Origin of the sequence: Clostridium sp. Marseille-Q5894 (genome assembly GCF_946902305.1) — a bacterium.
Lineage (GTDB): Bacteria > Bacillota_I > Bacilli_A > Erysipelotrichales > Coprobacillaceae > Thomasclavelia.
The window spans coordinates 146,054-162,744 of sequence record NZ_CAMPPT010000007.1 but is presented as its reverse complement, the minus strand read 5'-3'; the positions used below and the strand labels follow the sequence as shown (position 1 = coordinate 162,744).

The 16,691-nt window shown below is 29.3% G+C and carries 18 protein-coding genes; 6 read left to right on the top strand and 12 right to left on the bottom strand.

Annotated elements, in window-relative coordinates; all coding sequences use genetic code 11:
• Nucleotides 1-4 precede the first annotated feature (4 nt).
• Nucleotides 5-820 carry an RluA family pseudouridine synthase gene (locus OC535_RS11385; RefSeq protein ID WP_498823874.1) on the bottom strand — a complete coding sequence of 272 codons (816 nt, stop codon included), beginning with the start codon at nt 818-820 and terminating at the stop codon, nt 5-7.
• A complete protein-coding gene (locus OC535_RS11380) occupies nt 817-1,608 on the bottom strand; it encodes an NAD kinase (protein ID WP_336245264.1) in 792 nt (263 codons plus the stop codon). Before OC535_RS11380 ends, OC535_RS11385 begins: the two co-directional genes overlap by 4 nt.
• Nucleotides 1,609-1,654: 46 nt before the next feature.
• Here OC535_RS11380 and OC535_RS11375 point away from each other — a divergent pair, with 46 nt between their 5' ends.
• Nucleotides 1,655-2,212: a CYTH domain-containing protein gene (locus OC535_RS11375; protein WP_024721175.1), complete on the top strand. Its 558-nt coding sequence runs from the start codon at nt 1,655-1,657 to the stop codon at nt 2,210-2,212.
• A gap of 25 nt (nt 2,213-2,237) precedes the next feature.
• Here OC535_RS11375 and spx read toward each other — a convergent pair whose 3' ends face one another.
• From spx to OC535_RS11350, 5 genes are all read right to left on the bottom strand, one after another.
• On the bottom strand, nt 2,238-2,684 hold the full coding sequence (gene spx / locus OC535_RS11370; RefSeq protein ID WP_227052741.1) for a transcriptional regulator Spx: 447 nt from the start codon (nt 2,682-2,684) through the stop codon (nt 2,238-2,240).
• Nucleotides 2,685-2,894: 210 nt separating this feature from the next.
• Nucleotides 2,895-3,251, bottom strand: a complete 357-nt coding sequence (locus tag OC535_RS11365; protein ID WP_498823873.1) for a GntR family transcriptional regulator — start codon at nt 3,249-3,251, stop codon at nt 2,895-2,897.
• 8 nt (nt 3,252-3,259) lie between these two features.
• Complete coding sequence (locus OC535_RS11360) at nt 3,260-3,988, bottom strand: hypothetical protein (RefSeq protein ID WP_227052740.1); 729 nt, start codon at nt 3,986-3,988, stop codon at nt 3,260-3,262.
• A complete protein-coding gene (locus OC535_RS11355; protein WP_227052739.1) occupies nt 3,982-4,680 on the bottom strand; it encodes an ABC transporter ATP-binding protein in 699 nt (232 codons plus the stop codon). The genes OC535_RS11360 and OC535_RS11355 overlap by 7 nt, the downstream gene beginning before the upstream one ends.
• Before the next feature lie 81 nt (nt 4,681-4,761).
• Nucleotides 4,762-5,340 carry a hypothetical protein gene (locus OC535_RS11350; protein ID WP_024721179.1) on the bottom strand — a complete coding sequence of 193 codons (579 nt, stop codon included), beginning with the start codon at nt 5,338-5,340 and terminating at the stop codon, nt 4,762-4,764.
• A gap of 95 nt (nt 5,341-5,435) precedes the next feature.
• Here OC535_RS11350 and OC535_RS11345 point away from each other — a divergent pair, with 95 nt between their 5' ends.
• Nucleotides 5,436-6,278, top strand: a complete 843-nt coding sequence (locus OC535_RS11345) for an undecaprenyl-diphosphate phosphatase (protein WP_024721180.1) — start codon at nt 5,436-5,438, stop codon at nt 6,276-6,278.
• 40 nt (nt 6,279-6,318) lie between these two features.
• On the opposite strand, the gene OC535_RS11340 is transcribed toward OC535_RS11345, so the two are convergent.
• Nucleotides 6,319-6,693 (bottom strand): RidA family protein, encoded by a 375-nt coding sequence (locus OC535_RS11340; RefSeq protein WP_227052738.1) that lies wholly within the window; start codon nt 6,691-6,693, stop codon nt 6,319-6,321.
• Between the two features lie 136 nt (nt 6,694-6,829).
• On the opposite strand from OC535_RS11340, the gene OC535_RS11335 reads away from it, so the two are divergent.
• From OC535_RS11335 to OC535_RS11320, 4 genes are all read left to right on the top strand, one after another.
• Nucleotides 6,830-8,032, top strand: coding sequence for an aminotransferase-like domain-containing protein (locus OC535_RS11335; RefSeq protein ID WP_498823872.1), 1,203 nt, complete (start codon nt 6,830-6,832; stop codon nt 8,030-8,032).
• A gap of 61 nt (nt 8,033-8,093) precedes the next feature.
• Nucleotides 8,094-9,371 carry a patatin-like phospholipase family protein gene (locus OC535_RS11330; protein WP_024721181.1) on the top strand — a complete coding sequence of 426 codons (1,278 nt, stop codon included), beginning with the start codon at nt 8,094-8,096 and terminating at the stop codon, nt 9,369-9,371.
• 34 nt (nt 9,372-9,405) lie between these two features.
• Nucleotides 9,406-9,918, top strand: a complete 513-nt coding sequence (locus OC535_RS11325; RefSeq protein WP_227052736.1) for a biotin transporter BioY — start codon at nt 9,406-9,408, stop codon at nt 9,916-9,918.
• A 227-nt stretch (nt 9,919-10,145) separates the two neighbouring features.
• Nucleotides 10,146-10,943, top strand: coding sequence for a polysaccharide deacetylase family protein (locus OC535_RS11320; RefSeq protein ID WP_024721183.1), 798 nt, complete (start codon nt 10,146-10,148; stop codon nt 10,941-10,943).
• A 19-nt stretch (nt 10,944-10,962) separates the two neighbouring features.
• Here the strand turns inward: OC535_RS11320 and OC535_RS11315 are convergent, their stop codons facing one another.
• The 4 genes from OC535_RS11315 to OC535_RS11300 all read right to left on the bottom strand — a co-directional run bounded on the left by OC535_RS11315 (nt 10,963) and on the right by OC535_RS11300 (nt 16,664).
• A complete protein-coding gene (locus tag OC535_RS11315; protein WP_498823871.1) occupies nt 10,963-12,393 on the bottom strand; it encodes a polysaccharide deacetylase family protein in 1,431 nt (476 codons plus the stop codon).
• Nucleotides 12,394-12,513: 120 nt separating this feature from the next.
• Nucleotides 12,514-13,680, bottom strand: coding sequence for a phosphoglycerate dehydrogenase (locus tag OC535_RS11310; protein ID WP_024721185.1), 1,167 nt, complete (start codon nt 13,678-13,680; stop codon nt 12,514-12,516).
• Between the two features lie 10 nt (nt 13,681-13,690).
• Nucleotides 13,691-14,776 (bottom strand): 3-phosphoserine/phosphohydroxythreonine transaminase, encoded by a 1,086-nt coding sequence (gene serC / locus OC535_RS11305; RefSeq protein WP_227052734.1) that lies wholly within the window; start codon nt 14,774-14,776, stop codon nt 13,691-13,693.
• 223 nt (nt 14,777-14,999) lie between these two features.
• Nucleotides 15,000-16,664, bottom strand: a complete 1,665-nt coding sequence (locus OC535_RS11300) for an AAA family ATPase (protein WP_498823870.1) — start codon at nt 16,662-16,664, stop codon at nt 15,000-15,002.
• Nucleotides 16,665-16,691: the final 27 nt, after the last annotated feature.

Below are 16,691 nucleotides of genomic sequence, written 5' to 3'. Positions count from 1 at the left end.
CGCTTTAGCGTTTTTTTATTTTAACTTGTTGATTAGTTAAAGGATGCAAAAATTCAATATATACACTATCTAAATAATAACACTCAGGATAAGTTGAACCATACAGACTATCACCTTTTAAAGGATGTCCAAGCGAACTTAGATGCACTCTTATTTGATGGGTCCTGCCTGTTTCCAAAACACACTCGATCAAGCTCATATTATCATATGTTTTTAAACATCGATAATAAGTAACTGCCTTTTTACCATGATCAGCAATTAATCTTTTTACACTATTATCATCTTTGACGATTGGTTTATCAATTTTCCCAGTACCAGTTAAAATTCCTTCTACCAAACAATGATACACTCTTTTTACTTGTTTAATATCTTTTGATAATAGATAATGCGCCTGTCTGTTTTTAGCAACCAGCAGTAATCCTTGAGTATCTTTATCTAAACGATTGACCAAATGAACAGTAGCTTTAAGATTTTGCTGCTGGTAATAATAGATCAGAGCATTAGCTAATGTTTTTTGCGGATAGCGTTTAGTAGGAATACAAGGTAATCCGGCAGGTTTATCAATAATTAGATAGTCTTCATCTTCATAAACGATCTTTAATGAATATTCATACGGCTGCATTGAAGTAGTTTCAGGCGGCCAGATCAATTCTATTGAATCCGCTTTTTTTAAACAATAGCGAACCGTTTGATGTTCTCCATTTACTAAAATATCACCTGTCATCTTGATTGCTTTAAGTGCTTTTTTGCTTAAACTTTGTTTCATTAAAAAATCTTTCAACAAAACTCCTTCATCTTCTGGTTTAACTATAAATCTCATTCATTTATAAACGCCCTTCTAATTCTCTGGATAAACGATAATTGTCGATATTCAATAAAATTAACTGTCTGCTTAGCAATTTTAACCTCAATGCTCTCTACATTTTCAATCGAATAAGCCAAATGATCGATTCCTAAATAAACATGATCAAAATGATGTCCTATCAGTTTTATTATCTTATCAGCATCTAAAATCAAACTTGAACCCAAACTACGATAAGCATTATGCTGAATTCCCGCCACTTCAGTCAACTGCATCAATGGCACTCCAGGATAAATAACCGCTCCACCAATAGATTTATTATAAGCTGTTGAACCTGAGGGCGTAGAGACACATATTCCGTTTCCTCTAAAAACCTCTAATAATTCCCCATTAATATAAATATCAATTACCTGTGTTGTATAATCGTGATCAATTCGCATCTCATTCAAAGCCAAATAAATATCTTCTTTTCCCTCGTGTTTAACTTTTACTTCCAATAAATTACGAGGTGTTATCCGATATTCGTCCCGCTTGATTGCTTCAACTAATTCAAACACTTCATCTTTTTGATAATCTGTAAAAAACCCTAATGTTCCTGTATGTACACCTACAAAATTAACATTCTGATCTAAATATTGATGAATCGACATTAACATCGTTCCATCACCACCAACACTAATTACTAAATCAGGATTTTCTTGATCATATTCCATAATTCCTTTTAATTCATGTTTAATTTTATCGGCGACATATTTAGATAAATCGTCTTGTTTTATCACTAATGCGTATTGTTTCATTGTTTTCATCACCCCTAAAGTATATACTATATAGTATATACTAATGGAGGTCACTATGGAAGAAAACTTAGAAATAGAATTTAAAATATTAATTGATAAAGATACATATCAGCAAATTATCAATGATCATAAAATAGATCGTTCTTATCAACAAACTAATTATTATTTAATGCATCCTGTATTAAGTGAATTAAAGTACTCACTTAGAATTAGAGAAAAAAATAACCAGTATGAATTAACTTTAAAACAACCGCAAACTAAAGGTAATTTAGAAACAAACCTAATTATAAGTAAAGAGCTCAAAAATAAAATTATTGATCATGAATTAATAAATAATGAAGTATTTGATATTTTAAAAAAATATCAATTAGACAGTACAATGTTCAAAACCGATTGTTTTTTAACTACACTTCGTAAAGAAATTAAAACTCCTGAAGGTTTAATTTGTATCGATTATAATCAATATAATGGCCATGAAGACTATGAACTAGAATACGAAGTAAATGATTATTTAAGCGGTAAACAAGCTTTTTTAGATTTCATCCATCAATATAACCTAACCTATCATAGCAATTGCCTCAGCAAAATAAACCGTCTTATCAAATCATTATAATTTAAAAGCAGTGCCTTAACACTGCTTATTTTTCTTTAAAATACGCTTCATTGATCTTACATGGTTGACTGATAAATTGTGGACATGCATCTCTACGAGGACATTCTGCTAATTTACGAAGTTCTCGTGGAATAAATACTCTGATTTCTTCAGCATTATAACCTACTTGAAATCTTCTTTCATCAATCATGATTGGTCGTTTTAATACTGATGGATTTTCTTGTATAAATTTAATCAATTCATTAACTGACATACTATCAATATCAATATCATTTTCTTTAATTATCTTGCTTCTTTTAGAAATGATATCATCTGTCCCATTTTCACTTCGCTCCAATAACTCCTTTAATTCAACCTCTCTAAGCAAGGTTGAAAAAATATTTTTTTCCACATATGGAATATTATGTTCTTTCAGCCAAGATTTAACCTTTCGACATGATGCACAACTAGGCGCAGTATAAATACGAATCATAATATCATCTCCCTTACTCCATTATTATACATTATTTTAATTATTTTTCTATCCTTTTTTATTTTGACTTTCAGTTATTTAGATATTTATACTATTATTCAAAGCAAAATATCGACTATTTGTATCATTTTTTATATTTTTCTATCTTTCTCTTTTTAAAGCTATCAAATATTCACCAACTAAAACCATCTATATTAAAAAGAACTTAGTTCAACCAAGTTCTTTTATCAATTCAATTATATCATTTTTATTACATCCTAATTCACACATCTCATTAATAAATACTTTTACTTTTTCATTAATAATTTCTGATTTCATTTTTTCAATTAGTTCTGCATCTTCACTAACAAAACGTCCCATTGATCTTTTACTATACAATAAATTTTCACGTTCAAGTTCACTTAAAGCTTTTTGAATCGTATTAGGATTAACACTATACTCTAACGCTAATTCTCTAACTGAATCAATCTTAACACCAGAACCATAATATCCATTAAAAATCTTTTTCTTGATTTCATCCATTACTTGAATATAGATCGGTAAATTAGGATCAAAATCATATTTCATTTAGCCACCTACTCTACTTCGATTTTATGATCAATCAAATATACTGTTAAAAAATATAAAATTGCTGCAAATATTCCTATAGTAATAATATCAAAAATAACACTCTGTCTGTAAGTTAAACTGTTAATAAAATTGTTGATAGGACTAAGTGTAAAAATATTTGCAACTACTATAAGACCTAATAAATAAATCACGATCCCCAATACTGTTTTATATTTAGGAATATATTTTGTCTTTGTAAGTGTAATTACAAAAAAGAAAGATAAAATCATAGCGCTAATACCCACAAAAAAGTCAAGTAAATGTAAAACAAAATCACCAATATTTTCACTCATTATTTCAACAACGACATTTCCACTTCTAAGCAGCTCAGCAAAACTTATATCGCCAACTAAAAAAATCAAGATCATAAACCCAAGCAACAAAACTAAATAACTTGCAAAAACCCAAATTAAGCTTCCTAAATATTTTGCTGCAACTAATTTATTGGTACTAACAGGTAAAGTCAATGTTAAATATCCTGGTCTTTTATACATTGAACGATTAAAATTTAAGATTACATTCACATTAATCGCTATTGAAATTCCCATAAAAGCAATAATAAGTAATGTCAATAATATCCCACTAATAAAATCCGGCATCCAAGGTGTTAAAGTACACATAATTAAGAAAATTGCAAAAGTTAATAAATATTGTCGGTATGATTGAATGATCTCATATTTTAATAATTTTAACATCTAAATACCTCCCTGAATGCTTCATCAATTGATTGTTTTCTTTGCGATCTTAATTCCTCAGTTTCTTGATGTAAAACAACTCTTCCTTCTTTTAAAAAGATCACATCATCAAAAATCGTTTCTAGATCACTAATTAAATGCGTTGAGATCAATACCAGTGAATCAGCTTCATAATTATTTAAGATTACATCTAAGATCACTTCTCTAGCTGCTGGATCTACTCCCGCGATTGGCTCATCTAAAATATATATTTTAGCTTTTCGAGACATTACTAAAGATAATTGAAACTTTTCTTTCATTCCTTTTGACATCGCTTTTATTTTCATATTTTTATCTAATTTAAAACGATTCATCAAAGACAAGCAATTCTCTTTATCAAAATCCTCATATAAATCACTAAAAATTCCTAATACATCTCTTACATACATCCAATCTTGAAAATAGTTTTCATCTGGTAAATAAGAAATTATTTTTCTTGATTTTTCTCCAATCTTATTACCATCAACTAAAATCTCACCATCATATTCTTTTAATAAGCCATTGATAATTTTAATTAAAGTTGTCTTACCAGAACCGTTAGGTCCTAACAAACCAATTATTTTCCCTTTAGATAATGTTAATGAAACATTATCTAAAGCCTTAAAATGTCCATACTTCTTACTAACATTATCAATTTTTAATAATTCTTCCATTATCATCCCCTTTCTGTATTAATACAATAATACAGTAACACAATATTATGTCATTGTCAAATAAAAGATAGAGCAATTACTCTATCTTTTAACAAACTCGTTATACAATAATTCATGAATAAAAGAATATCCCTTCTCCAACTTTTTCTTTAACCGCAAATACATTCCAATACTTTTTTCATCTTTGATCTCCAATTGTTTACAAAGATCTAAAAACTTCTCATAATCTTCAACATACAATTGATCGATCATATTTTCCACATACTGTTTTTTTATTCGTTCATTTCTTGTTAAACCATATTCCTTTATCAAACCTTCATCATACATATGATAATTGAATACTGTTAGTGACTGCGTTTTTAAATACTCGTTTATTAAAGTCCGCTGATTAATCATCGGCAACGAACGATAAACAAGTTTACCAGCACTGTTTATCTCAACAACGACACTATATTTACCATCACCAACAATAAAAATACTATTAAAATACTCTTCATCAAATAAATTAATACAGCCATAAATAAAATCATGCAATGTTTTTTTATTAACTAAATAAGCTTCTACAACAGAAATGATTTCTAAATCATCATCCTCATCCCACTCGTATGGCTCTAATAATTCTTCATCTTCTTTAACCCAATTAACAATTATATCTTTCATATATCCTCCCATATAATTATATGTTTAACTTAATAAATCATGTTTTAGTATATTTTTATTTTTAATTAAGTTATAATATTTGCCGAGGTGAAAACATGGAACTAATCAAAAATATTATTATTTATGGTTTACTTGGAGCAATTCAAGGATTTAGTGAACCAATTCCTATTTCCAGCAGTGGACACTTGGTCATTTTTAAAAGTATTTTCAAAAAATTAGGCCTGATCTTACCCCAAATGAATGATATAACTTTTGAAGTTATCGTTAATACTGGTTCACTATTTGCTATCATGTATTATTATCGCCAAGATATCAAAACATTATTCACAGCTTTTTTTGGCTACATTCAAAAAAAAGACCAAAGAAATTATTATATAAAAGATTTTCGTTATTGTATTCTATTGATCGTTGCTACAATTCCTGCTGCTATTGGAGGATATTTATTTAATGATAAAATCGAGGCTGCTTTTTCTGATTCTAAACTAGTAGGCTGTATGTTACTTATAACCGCAATATTTTTATTATCGATTCACAAATTTGGTTATAAAGGTAAACGCTCAGCTAAAAATATAAATTTATTTGATGCATTAAGAATGGGAATATTTCAATTATTTGCCTTACTCCCTGGTATTTCACGCAGTGGTTCAACGTTGACCGGCGGAATGTTAGGCGGTCTATCTCAAAAAGCAGCTCGTGATTTTTCTTTTTTCATGTTTATGCCTGTAAGTATAGGTGCAATTATTCTCAAATTTAAAGATTTTATCACTTCTAGTACTTTACAAACTTTATGGTTACCATATTTAATCGCTTTTATAATCAGTATGCTTGTAACCTATCTTTCAATTCATTTATTATTTAGATTATTAGAAAAAAGAAAATTAATTGTTTTCTCGCGATATTGTTTGATCATGGGAATAATCGCAGTGTTATTTTTATAAAAACAAAAATGATATGTCATAATAACATATCATTTTTTAATTATTTTGTTGCAATAACTTCGACTTCGATTAGTGCTCCTTTTGGAAGTTTAGCTACTTCTACAGCACTACGTGCTGGAAACGGCTCTACAAAATATGTAGCATAAATATCATTTACAGTAACAAAATCATCCATATTATCTAAAAATACTGTTGTTTTAACAACATTAGAAAAATCTAATCCTTGACTTTCTAATAATCCTTTAACATTTTTTAATGCTTGATGCGCCTGGGCTTCGATTCCTTCAGGCATAGTACCAGTAACTGGATCTAATGGAATTTGTCCAGAAAAGAAATATAAATCACCAATATTAATTCCCTGGCTATAAGGCCCTATAGCTCCAGGAGCTTGATCAGTTTTAACTACTTTTTTCATCTTAAAATCCTCCTCGCTTTTATTATAACAAATTTTTATTAATTTAACAGTTTTATTTTTATCATCACGATAAATCCTTGACCCCTAACCTAAAATAGGTGTAATATAGAGAAAATTAATTACGAGGAGTGTAACTATGAAATATAATTTTTCTTCCCGATTCGATCACATTACCCCTAGTGGAATCAGAGCTGTTTTAGAAAAAGCGGCTGGTCCGGATATGATCAATTTTTCACCCGGCTTTCCTGATAACGATGCTTTTCCCACTGAAGAAATTAAAAGGATCTCGGCTGAAGTTTTACAAGAAGAAATTTATCCTATTTTACAATACGCTAGAAAACCAGCTTTACCCGCTTTAAAAGAAGCTCTTAAAAAATTTTTGAATCGTCAGGAATATATCGTCAAAGAAAACGATGATATTACAGTCACTTCCGGTTCTGGTGAAGGCTTAGAGATGGCAGCTAAAGTATTTTTAGATCCTGGTGATAGTATTATTGTTGAAGACCCTACTTTTGTTGGAGCATTAAATGGCTTTTTAAGTAATGAAGCTAAATTGATCGGTGTTCCATTACAAGATGATGGAATGGATTTAAAAGCATTAGAAAAAGCTATGCAAACTAAACCAGCACCTAAGTTATTATATATTATTCCTACTTTCCAAAATCCTACTTGTATTACTACTTCATTAAAGAAAAGACAAGCAATTTATGATCTTTGTGTAAAATATGGCATTATTATTTTAGAAGATAATCCATATGGTACTTTGCGTTTTAAAGGTGAAGATATTCCAACTTTTAAAGCAATCGATAATAAAGGCATTGTAGTTTATTTTGCAAGTTTATCAAAAATCATCTCTCCAGGTATCCGTTTAGGGAGTATTACTGCTCATAAAGATATTATTGCTCATTTCGATATCTTAAAAGGAACTAGCGGCGGTGCTGCAACAAACTGGTCCCAATATGTGATCACGCGTTTTTTTGAAACTGTTGATATTGATCAGCACCTAAAACATTTACAAAATGTATATGGCAAAAAAAGTTCATTTATGATTGAAATGATGAAAAAAACATTTCATCCTGATGTTAAATTTACCGCCCCTGACGGGGGAATGTTTATCTGGTTTGAATTACCGGAATATGCAGATGCAAAATTATTCTTTGAAAAAGCTTTAGCAATGCATATTGCCATTGTATCGCAAGATACTTTTGCAGTTGATAAAAACAGAAAAATGTCGGGTATTCGTTTATCATTTACTAGCGCTTCAATGACCCAAATTGAAACAGGTATTAGTAAATTAGGTGCATTAACTTATGAAATATGTGCTAAATCAGCTTACTAAAAGCTGATTTTTTAGTACTTTTCATATTTTTTTACGTATAATTTAATTGAGGTGATATTTAATGAAACAAGCATTAGTATTAGCTGGCGGTGGTGCAAAAGGAGCCTATCAAGCCGGCTGTATCAAGGCCCTGCATGAAATGAAATATGAATTCGATATCGTTACTGGTACATCTATCGGCGCTTTAAATGCCTTACTGGTCGTTCAGCAAGATTATCAAGCATTATATCAATTATGGGATAAAATAAAAATCAGTGATGTTTTAAAAGATCCAATAAATCTTGATTTTTCTTTTGAATCGATGATTTCCCAGACAAATCTAATCAAATCTTTCTTTAAATCATATCTTAATGAAAAAGGTGCTGACATCACCCCTTTAAAAAAATTGATCCATTTTCATTATAATGATAAAAAGTTTTTTAGCAGCAAAATCGATTATGGAATCGTCACTGTAAAATATCCTAGTCTTTCTCCTTTAGAAATTACAAAACAAAAAATGAAAACAAACGAACCTGTAGAATTTGCTATCGCTTCTGCTTCCTGTTTTCCGGCTTTTCCTGTTCACCATATAAAAAAACAGGGTTACATTGATGGGGGTTACTATGATAATCTCCCAATCTCATTAGCTTTAAAGATGAAAGCTGATAAGATTATTGCCATTGAACTCTCTAAAGAAGCTAATCACGAATATTATGTTGATCGCCCCTACATTACATTGATTCGTCCTAGTTATGATTTAGGTGGTTTTTTAGATTTTAATCGTAATCTTCTTGATTGGCGTATTAAACTAGGCTATTATGATACATTAAAAACATTTAATAAGTTGATGGGTTATCGTTTTAATTTTCATCATGCTAGCATTGATATAGAGATTTTAAACCGTTTTTACTGGTCAATCATAAATTTTGAAGATGCTATTAATAAAAGTATTATTAATAAATCTATTTTTAATTCTAATCGTCCTTTGACAGATTTATTGAAAGCAGATATTTATCTTCATAAGCTGGAACTTAGTGACTATTTTATTCGTGGTGTGGAAATTGCAATGGAATATTATCATTATCAAAGTGATATAATTTATGATTTTAATAATACTTATTTAGAAGTATTTAACACATTTTCTAAGGACTATCATTATCGTTACCCTTTATTCGAAAATAATTTTAGAGATTTTTCATTAAAAGATATTCTTACTTCAATAAAGAAATTAAGTAGTAAAGATGCTATTTGTATTTTTTATCATTTATTGAAAAATCATGAAAAAATTGAACCAAATTTGATTAATAATTTATTTTTAAACGAATACTTGATTGCCTTACTTTTTTCTTGTATAAAATAAAGATATTTGTTAAACTCATTTGGGGGTGATTAGTTTGAACTTAAAAGTAAAAAACATGTTATATTGTTCGATGTTCGTTTGTATTATTTCACTATTAGCCCAAATTAAAATCGATCTACCTAGTTTAGTTCCAATCACATTACAAACATTAGGAATATATTTAGCGTCATGTATCTTAAAACCTAAATTAGCTTTTTGTGTCAGTCTTGTATATGTTTTAGCTGGAGCTATTGGTCTACCAGTTTTTTCTGGTTTTGGTGGTGGCTTAAGTTCACTTTTAGGTCCTACCGGCGGTTATATTTTTAGTTTTCCAATAATGGCCTTAGTAATTAGCTTGATCGTTAATAAAAGATCTTCTAATATTTTAAAAATAATCGCTATGCTTATTGGAACCGGTATTTGTTATTTAATCGGAACTATCTGGTTTATTTATCTTACCAAGAATACTCTTTTTCCATCGTTGATGATGTGTGTAATTCCATTTATTCCTGGAGATATCGTTAAAATAATTATTGCGACACTGTTATCAAATAAAATCAAGTTATAATAAAAAACTAGCAGCTGGGACGACTGCTAGTTTTTTATTATAGATATCGGGGAAAAGGATATCATATGTAGTCGATAATTATTAAGAGAAAGGAATGAAAAACTATATTATTATTTCTGACTACACTAGTAAGTATAGACAATAAATGTAAAAAAAATTCATTTAAATATTATTAAAAAGTAACAGAATAATGGTTAATTTTGTTATAATGCTTTAAAGGAGGCAATATGAAAACAATCAAACGAATGTTTATTTTTATCCTTTGCAGTTATTTAATCATTGGCTTGATCTGGATCGGAAAAGATATAACTGTTCATTATTTAAATATAGATGGTTTACCAATTCTTGGTTATCATGGAGTTGTAGATGATGATACTAAAAATACATATTTTAGTAATTATATATATTATATGGCAAAATCAGATTTTGAAGCTCAAATGGCCTATTTAGCTAAAAACAATTATCATACCTTGACTATGGAAGAAGTAGAAGCTTATTATCATGGTAATTATAAATTACCAAAAAAAGCTGTTGCTTTGACTTTTGATGATGGCTTGTTGAATTTTAAAACTGTTGTTAAACCTATTTTAGAAAAATATAATTTAAAAGCAACATGTTTTGTAATCGGCTATAAAACTACTATTAAAAACAATAACGATCCTGCCAAACATCAGTATTTAAGAAAAAGCGATTTGATCAATGATGAATATGTCGAATTTTATTCTCATTCCTATAATCTTCATCATAAAAATAAATGCACAAAAAAGATCAATACTCTTTCTTTGGAACAAATCGATGAAGATTTTAATTTAAATAAAAATATTGTCAGTGACAAATACTTTGCTTTTCCCTATGGTGCAACATGTCAAAATATTATCACTGTTTTAAAAAAACATAATGTTGCTTTAGCCTTTGGCTACAATCAAAATCGTAATATGACTACTAATGATGACCAATATCTTTTACCAAGATATTTAATGTTTAGTGCCATGCCGATGTTTTATTTCAAATGGATCATTCAATAAAAGCTGCTTAATGCAGCTTTTAATTATTTATACCCTGATGTGGTACGAATGAATTATCATCAATAGCCTCAAAACGATAACCCCGTGCCAAATAATTTTCAATAATAGCCGGTAATGCCTGAACCGTTGTTGATTTAGCATTAGTATCATGACAAAGAATATTAATATTATTAGATTTACTTGAAGTCGCATTAGCAATCAACTTACTAACAGGGACATTATTACCAGAAGCATCAGTAGAATCGCCATTCCAGTCATAGTACTGATATCCTCTATTTATAACTTCTTTAGATAAAGTTGTCATAATTCCTGGTGTGTATTTACGAGATACAGTATTTGAAGACCCGCCGGGAAAACGAATGTATCTAGGAGTAAAACCAATTAAATCTTTGACCATATTTCCTACCTTTGTCAAATCATCAAAATATCCCGCAACTGAAGAATAGACTGTTTGATAGTCATGACTATAGGTATGTAATCCAATCGTATGACCTTTATCATAAGCTTCTTTTATTAAGTAATTATAATTTTGATTTGTTCCAGTCACAAAAAATGTAGCTTTTATATTATAACGATCAAGTATTTCTAAAATCTTTTGTGTATTAGCTGATGGTCCATCATCAAAAGTTAAATAAACGATTTTTTCTTCACTTTGATTTACAGTACCAATTTCTTTCTTCTCAATCACTTTAATTGTCCGTTCTATTTGGGTCTTATTTCCAGAACGATCAGTAGCGCTATATGTAACCTTATAAGTTCCGATCTTATTAAGATTCACTTTAGAACTATCAATATCTAATTTAGGAATTGGATCACGATTATCGCTGACACTGACCCCTTCTTCATAATCAACTTTTCCCCCTTTAACAACTACTAATTCATCAGTACCAGTGATCTCCGGCTTTGTTTTATCAAGGACTATTTTAACTTTCCCCTTCTTTTCACTAATATTGCCAGCCTCATCAATAACTTGGACAACGACTGTTTTTTCACCTTCATGATCAAACTTATAATCTTTTTTAAATTTCACTTTTGTTTTAGTAGCATCTTCAACATTTTGAACCATACTTTTAGGATCAACAGTCATGCCAACATCAATATCTAAATCGACAACATCAAACTTAGGCTTTTTAGTATCAACAACTTCAACCGACACAGTATAATCTTTATTTTTATAAGTATATATAATTGAGTACTCACCTAACTTATGATAATTAACTTTTTTAGTATTTACTTTGACATCCGCAATATTTCCATTTCTAACATCTAAAATATTTTTAACAGCATCAAAACTATCATTGATTTCAATTTTAACATTTTCTTCTTTAAAAACGATTGGACATCTTGTTAAAAAATAACTAACAATTCCCACTATAATAAAAAAAAGCAATACCCCAATAATTAATAATTTTCCTCTCATGGAAACATTTTTCAATCTAATTCTTTTCATTTACTTCACCTTCTCATATTGTTATAGTACAAGATTCAACAAAAGTAAACAACTTTTATACTTATTAAAACAAATTAAGAATATTATTATATTTCAAATAAAAAAGGAGTAACACTTAAGTTACTCCTTAACAATTACTCTTACATTAATAATTCCTTTTGCAGATTCAATTCGTTCAATAATATCTTGACGAACCATATCATTTGTATCAATCAAAGTATATGCATATTCACCACGTGAACGATTAACCATATTTTCAATATTTAAATTATGATCCGCAAATAATTTAGAAATATTAGCCAAAATATTTGGCACATTCTTATTAATTATACATAATCTAGTCTTAGAAACCCGAGCTTGATTTACACCAGGAAAATTAACAGAATTAATAATATTTCCATTTTCTAAATATTCCCGAATTTCTTCAACCGCCATTTTAGCACAATTATCTTCAGATTCCGGTGTACTAGCACCTAAATGTGGTAAAATAATAATATTTTCCTGTCCAATTAATTCTGGAGCTGCAAAATCACTAATATATTTACCAACTTTCCCACTAGCAACATTAGCTAATAAATCATCATTATTAACTAAATCACCACGAGCAAAGTTCAAGATTCTTACACCATCTTTCATTTGTGCAAAAGCTTCTTGATTTAAGAAACCTTTAGTTTCAGCATTACTTGGAATATGAATCGTAATATAATCACATTCTTGATAAATTTCTTCTAAAGAAACAGCTTGTTTAGCATGTTTAGACAACGCCCAAGCCGCATTTACACCAATATATGGATCATAGCCTTTAACTTTCATTCCTAGCTTGATTGCTGCATTTGCAACATTGACACCAATTGCTCCTAGCCCGATAACTCCTAGTGTTTTTCCTTCAATTTCCGGACCTACAAAGTTGCTTTTACCTTTTTCAGCTGTTTTTGCAATATTTTGATCATCTTTTAAAGTATCGACCCAACGAATACTTTCAACAATTTTACGTGATGATAAAAATAATGCACATAATACTAATTCTTTAACTGCATTAGCATTAGCCCCTGGGGTATTAAAAACAACGATTCCATTTTCACTACATTTATCAATCGGAATATTATTTACCCCAGCCCCAGCTCTAGCGATTGCTTTTAAATTTTCACCAAAATCATATTCGTGTAATGAAGCAGAACGAACTAAGATTGCATCTTCATCTTTTATATCTTCACTATAATTGTAGCTTTCATCAAATTCATTTAATCCTACTGTAGATATTTTATTTAATAATTTTATGTTATACATAACGTTTCTCCTATTTATTTGCCACTTCAAAATCTTTCATAAAGGCAATTAATTTTTCAACCCCTTCAATTGGCATAGCATTATAGATTGATGCTCTAATTCCACCAACTGAACGATGTCCTTTTAAATTAGTCATTCCCGCTTCAATGCTTTCTTTAACAAATTTTGCATCTAAATCCTTATTAGGTGTTGTAAATGTAACATTCATCAAAGAACGATTATCTTTATCACTATGACAAATATAAAAATCACTACCATCAAGATAATCATATAATAAATTAGCTTTTTTGATATTTCTTTCCTGCATTACTTCTAAACCACCTAAATTATCGATCCATTCTAATACTAGACCTAAAACATAAATTGCATAAGCCGGTGGTGTGTTATACATTGAATCATTTTCAATCATTAATTTATAATCTAATAGTACTGGTGTTGTTGGTGCTACTTTTTGTAACAATTCTTCTTTAATGATTGCTACACCAAGACCAGCTATTCCCATATTTTTTTGTGCTCCAGCATAAATCATTCCATATTTAGATACATCAACTGGTTTTGATAGAATGTTAGAAGACATATCGGCAATGATAGGTACTCCATTTGTTTCTGGAACATATTTCCATTCCGTTCCATAAATTGTATTGTTTGCACATAAATGCACATAAGAAGCCTCTGGATCTAATTTTAGCTCATCTTGAGTTGGAATATGTTTAAAATTATCAACACTACCATCATAAGCAATATTGATTTCACCATACTTTTTAGCTTCAGCTGCTGCTTTTTTACTAAAAGCACCTGTAATAATATAATCAGCTTTCCCATTTTTCAATAAATTTAATGGTACCATCGAAAACTGTTGTGTAGCTCCCCCCTGGATAAACACGATTTTGTAATCATCAGGGATATTCATAACTTTTTTCAATAATCCCTTTGTTTTTTCAAAAATGTCTAAGTAGGAAGAGGATCTATGACTCATCTCCATTACACTCATCCCACTATTTTCATAGTTCAACATTTGTTTAGCCGCTTTTTCTAAAACTGGCACAGGCAACATTGAAGGACCTGCAGAAAAATTAAATACTCTTTTTTCAGTCATATAAATACCTTTCCTTTCTTGTAATGTATTTATTATATTGTATACAATCTTATTTGTAAAGCCATTTTTACAAAATTGTATACAATTAACCTAAAATTATCCAAATTTAAACAATTTACTAACCAATTATTAAAAACATCACTCCACTATATGCTTCAATTACAATATAATAACTCTATTCAAACAAAATTTAAGCATCATAATAAACAAAAAGGATGAAATCTCACCCTTCCACAATACTGATCCAACAGTTTTTCTCATAAAACGATATCCCATAACCCTTTACTTTCAAATATCCTTCATTCTTTATCCCTTCAAGATACCTTCTATCAACGATCTGCTTTGCTGCTTCTTGACTAACTTGTACTAATGAAGATAACTTATCTGCCTTTTTACATTCTATTACTACATATGCCTTCAAGATCGTTTCTGGCTTGATTCCAATATCAAAACGCCCATCACCACTTTCTCGATTTGAATAAACCTGGTATCCACTTAACAACCCTATCATAAAGCCATGATAAAAGGCTTCATAATTATCATAAAAACTTACTGCATGATTCAATATATCATTTAACAGTTCATTTGCTTTATTTACTTCTTCATTTCTCAGTGCTTCTACTAATTCCTCTTTTTTATTTTGCGTATATTCTTCAAAATAACTTTGAAACTGATTTTCATATATAACTTTAACTTCTTTATTAGGTATCTCTAATTCATACTGGTTCAACTTGATTTCCTGCTTATCATCATATACTCGATCCTTGATCTTTAAATATCCTGTAAACAATAGAAAACTATAGATATTATATATATCTTCCATTTCTCGATACGTCAGCTCTGGTTTGATCGTTTTTAAAACACTTCCCCCCTGAACCAGTTCTTCAAATTCCTTTTTTAAAACTTCATTTCCCTTTTTTATATAATTATAAACTATATCATTTCCGCTTGTATTTGCCCAATATGAAGCCATCATGTCATCCTGCTCCTGGATGATTTGTCTTATATAATTAAGGGTACTCCAGGGATTATAAATATTTACATTACCAAATAAATATCCATCATACCATTCCTTTATTTTATCCTGATATTCTTCAAGATGATAATATCTTAATAATTCATCTATCTCTGATTGTGTAAAACCAAAATGTCTACTTGTCTTTCCTTTATTAAAAATAGAATAGACTGTAAAATTATTAAGCCCTGTAAAAATGCTCTCTTTTGCTGTTTTTAAACATCCTGTCAATATCCCTTTTTCCAGTGAATCATTAGTTTTTAAAACCGAACTTAACACTCCACCCATAAAATTTGTCATCTCATCATAATAGTTATGAAGATATGCGCTTTGCAATGGCACATCATATTCATCTATCAAAATAATGACCTTTTGATCATAATGTCTTTTTAAACATCGCGATATAAATAATAAACTATTTTTAATTTCTGTAATGGTACTTTCACCACTTCTATATTTCTCAAGCTTATTTTTATCAACTTCATCCAACTTATCGCTTTTAAGCAGCTCATGATGCTCTTTGATAATATTGGAAATCAGAAAAGTAAATTGTTCGATTTGTTCATCAAATATCAAACCTTTCATATCTTTGAAAGTCATAAAAATAACAGGGTATTTATTTTGATATTTCATGATTTCTTGATTTTTGGTGATATTTAAACCGTTGAATAAATAAGCATTATCTTTTTCTTTTATTGATAAAAAATACTGTAACATACTCATATTTAAAGTCTTGCCAAATCTTCTTGGTCTTGTAAACAAGACAACTTTATCACTTAATGCTGATTCAATAAAATCACTCTTATCAACATAATAATAATCATGATCAATAAACTCTTTAAAATTTTCTGTTCCGGTACTAATTGTCTTCATCATATCACCCTTTCTCATATTTTATCT

Bases quoted from the DNA above. Each gene is read 5' to 3' on its own strand.
- OC535_RS11365 (WP_498823873.1), bottom strand. From the start codon at position 3,251: ATGAAATATGATTTTGATCCTAATTTACCGATCTATATTCAAGTAATG.
- OC535_RS11355 (WP_227052739.1), bottom strand. From the start codon at position 4,680: ATGGAAGAATTATTAAAAATTGATAATGTTAGTAAGAAGTATGGACAT.
- OC535_RS11320 (WP_024721183.1), top strand. From the start codon at position 10,146: ATGAAAACAATCAAACGAATGTTTATTTTTATCCTTTGCAGTTATTTA.
- OC535_RS11345 (WP_024721180.1), top strand. From the start codon at position 5,436: ATGGAACTAATCAAAAATATTATTATTTATGGTTTACTTGGAGCAATT.
- OC535_RS11340 (WP_227052738.1), bottom strand. From the start codon at position 6,693: ATGAAAAAAGTAGTTAAAACTGATCAAGCTCCTGGAGCTATAGGGCCT.
- OC535_RS11385 (WP_498823874.1), bottom strand. From the start codon at position 820: ATGAGATTTATAGTTAAACCAGAAGATGAAGGAGTTTTGTTGAAAGAT.
- spx (WP_227052741.1), bottom strand. From the start codon at position 2,684: ATGATTCGTATTTATACTGCGCCTAGTTGTGCATCATGTCGAAAGGTT.
- OC535_RS11360 (WP_227052740.1), bottom strand. From the start codon at position 3,988: ATGTTAAAATTATTAAAATATGAGATCATTCAATCATACCGACAATAT.
- OC535_RS11300 (WP_498823870.1), bottom strand. From the start codon at position 16,664: ATGAAGACAATTAGTACCGGAACAGAAAATTTTAAAGAGTTTATTGAT.
- OC535_RS11380 (WP_336245264.1), bottom strand. From the start codon at position 1,608: ATGAAAACAATGAAACAATACGCATTAGTGATAAAACAAGACGATTTA.
- serC (WP_227052734.1), bottom strand. From the start codon at position 14,776: ATGACTGAAAAAAGAGTATTTAATTTTTCTGCAGGTCCTTCAATGTTG.
- OC535_RS11330 (WP_024721181.1), top strand. From the start codon at position 8,094: ATGAAACAAGCATTAGTATTAGCTGGCGGTGGTGCAAAAGGAGCCTAT.
- OC535_RS11350 (WP_024721179.1), bottom strand. From the start codon at position 5,340: ATGAAAGATATAATTGTTAATTGGGTTAAAGAAGATGAAGAATTATTA.
- OC535_RS11335 (WP_498823872.1), top strand. From the start codon at position 6,830: ATGAAATATAATTTTTCTTCCCGATTCGATCACATTACCCCTAGTGGA.
- OC535_RS11315 (WP_498823871.1), bottom strand. From the start codon at position 12,393: ATGAAAAGAATTAGATTGAAAAATGTTTCCATGAGAGGAAAATTATTA.
- OC535_RS11375 (WP_024721175.1), top strand. From the start codon at position 1,655: ATGGAAGAAAACTTAGAAATAGAATTTAAAATATTAATTGATAAAGAT.
- OC535_RS11310 (WP_024721185.1), bottom strand. From the start codon at position 13,680: ATGTATAACATAAAATTATTAAATAAAATATCTACAGTAGGATTAAAT.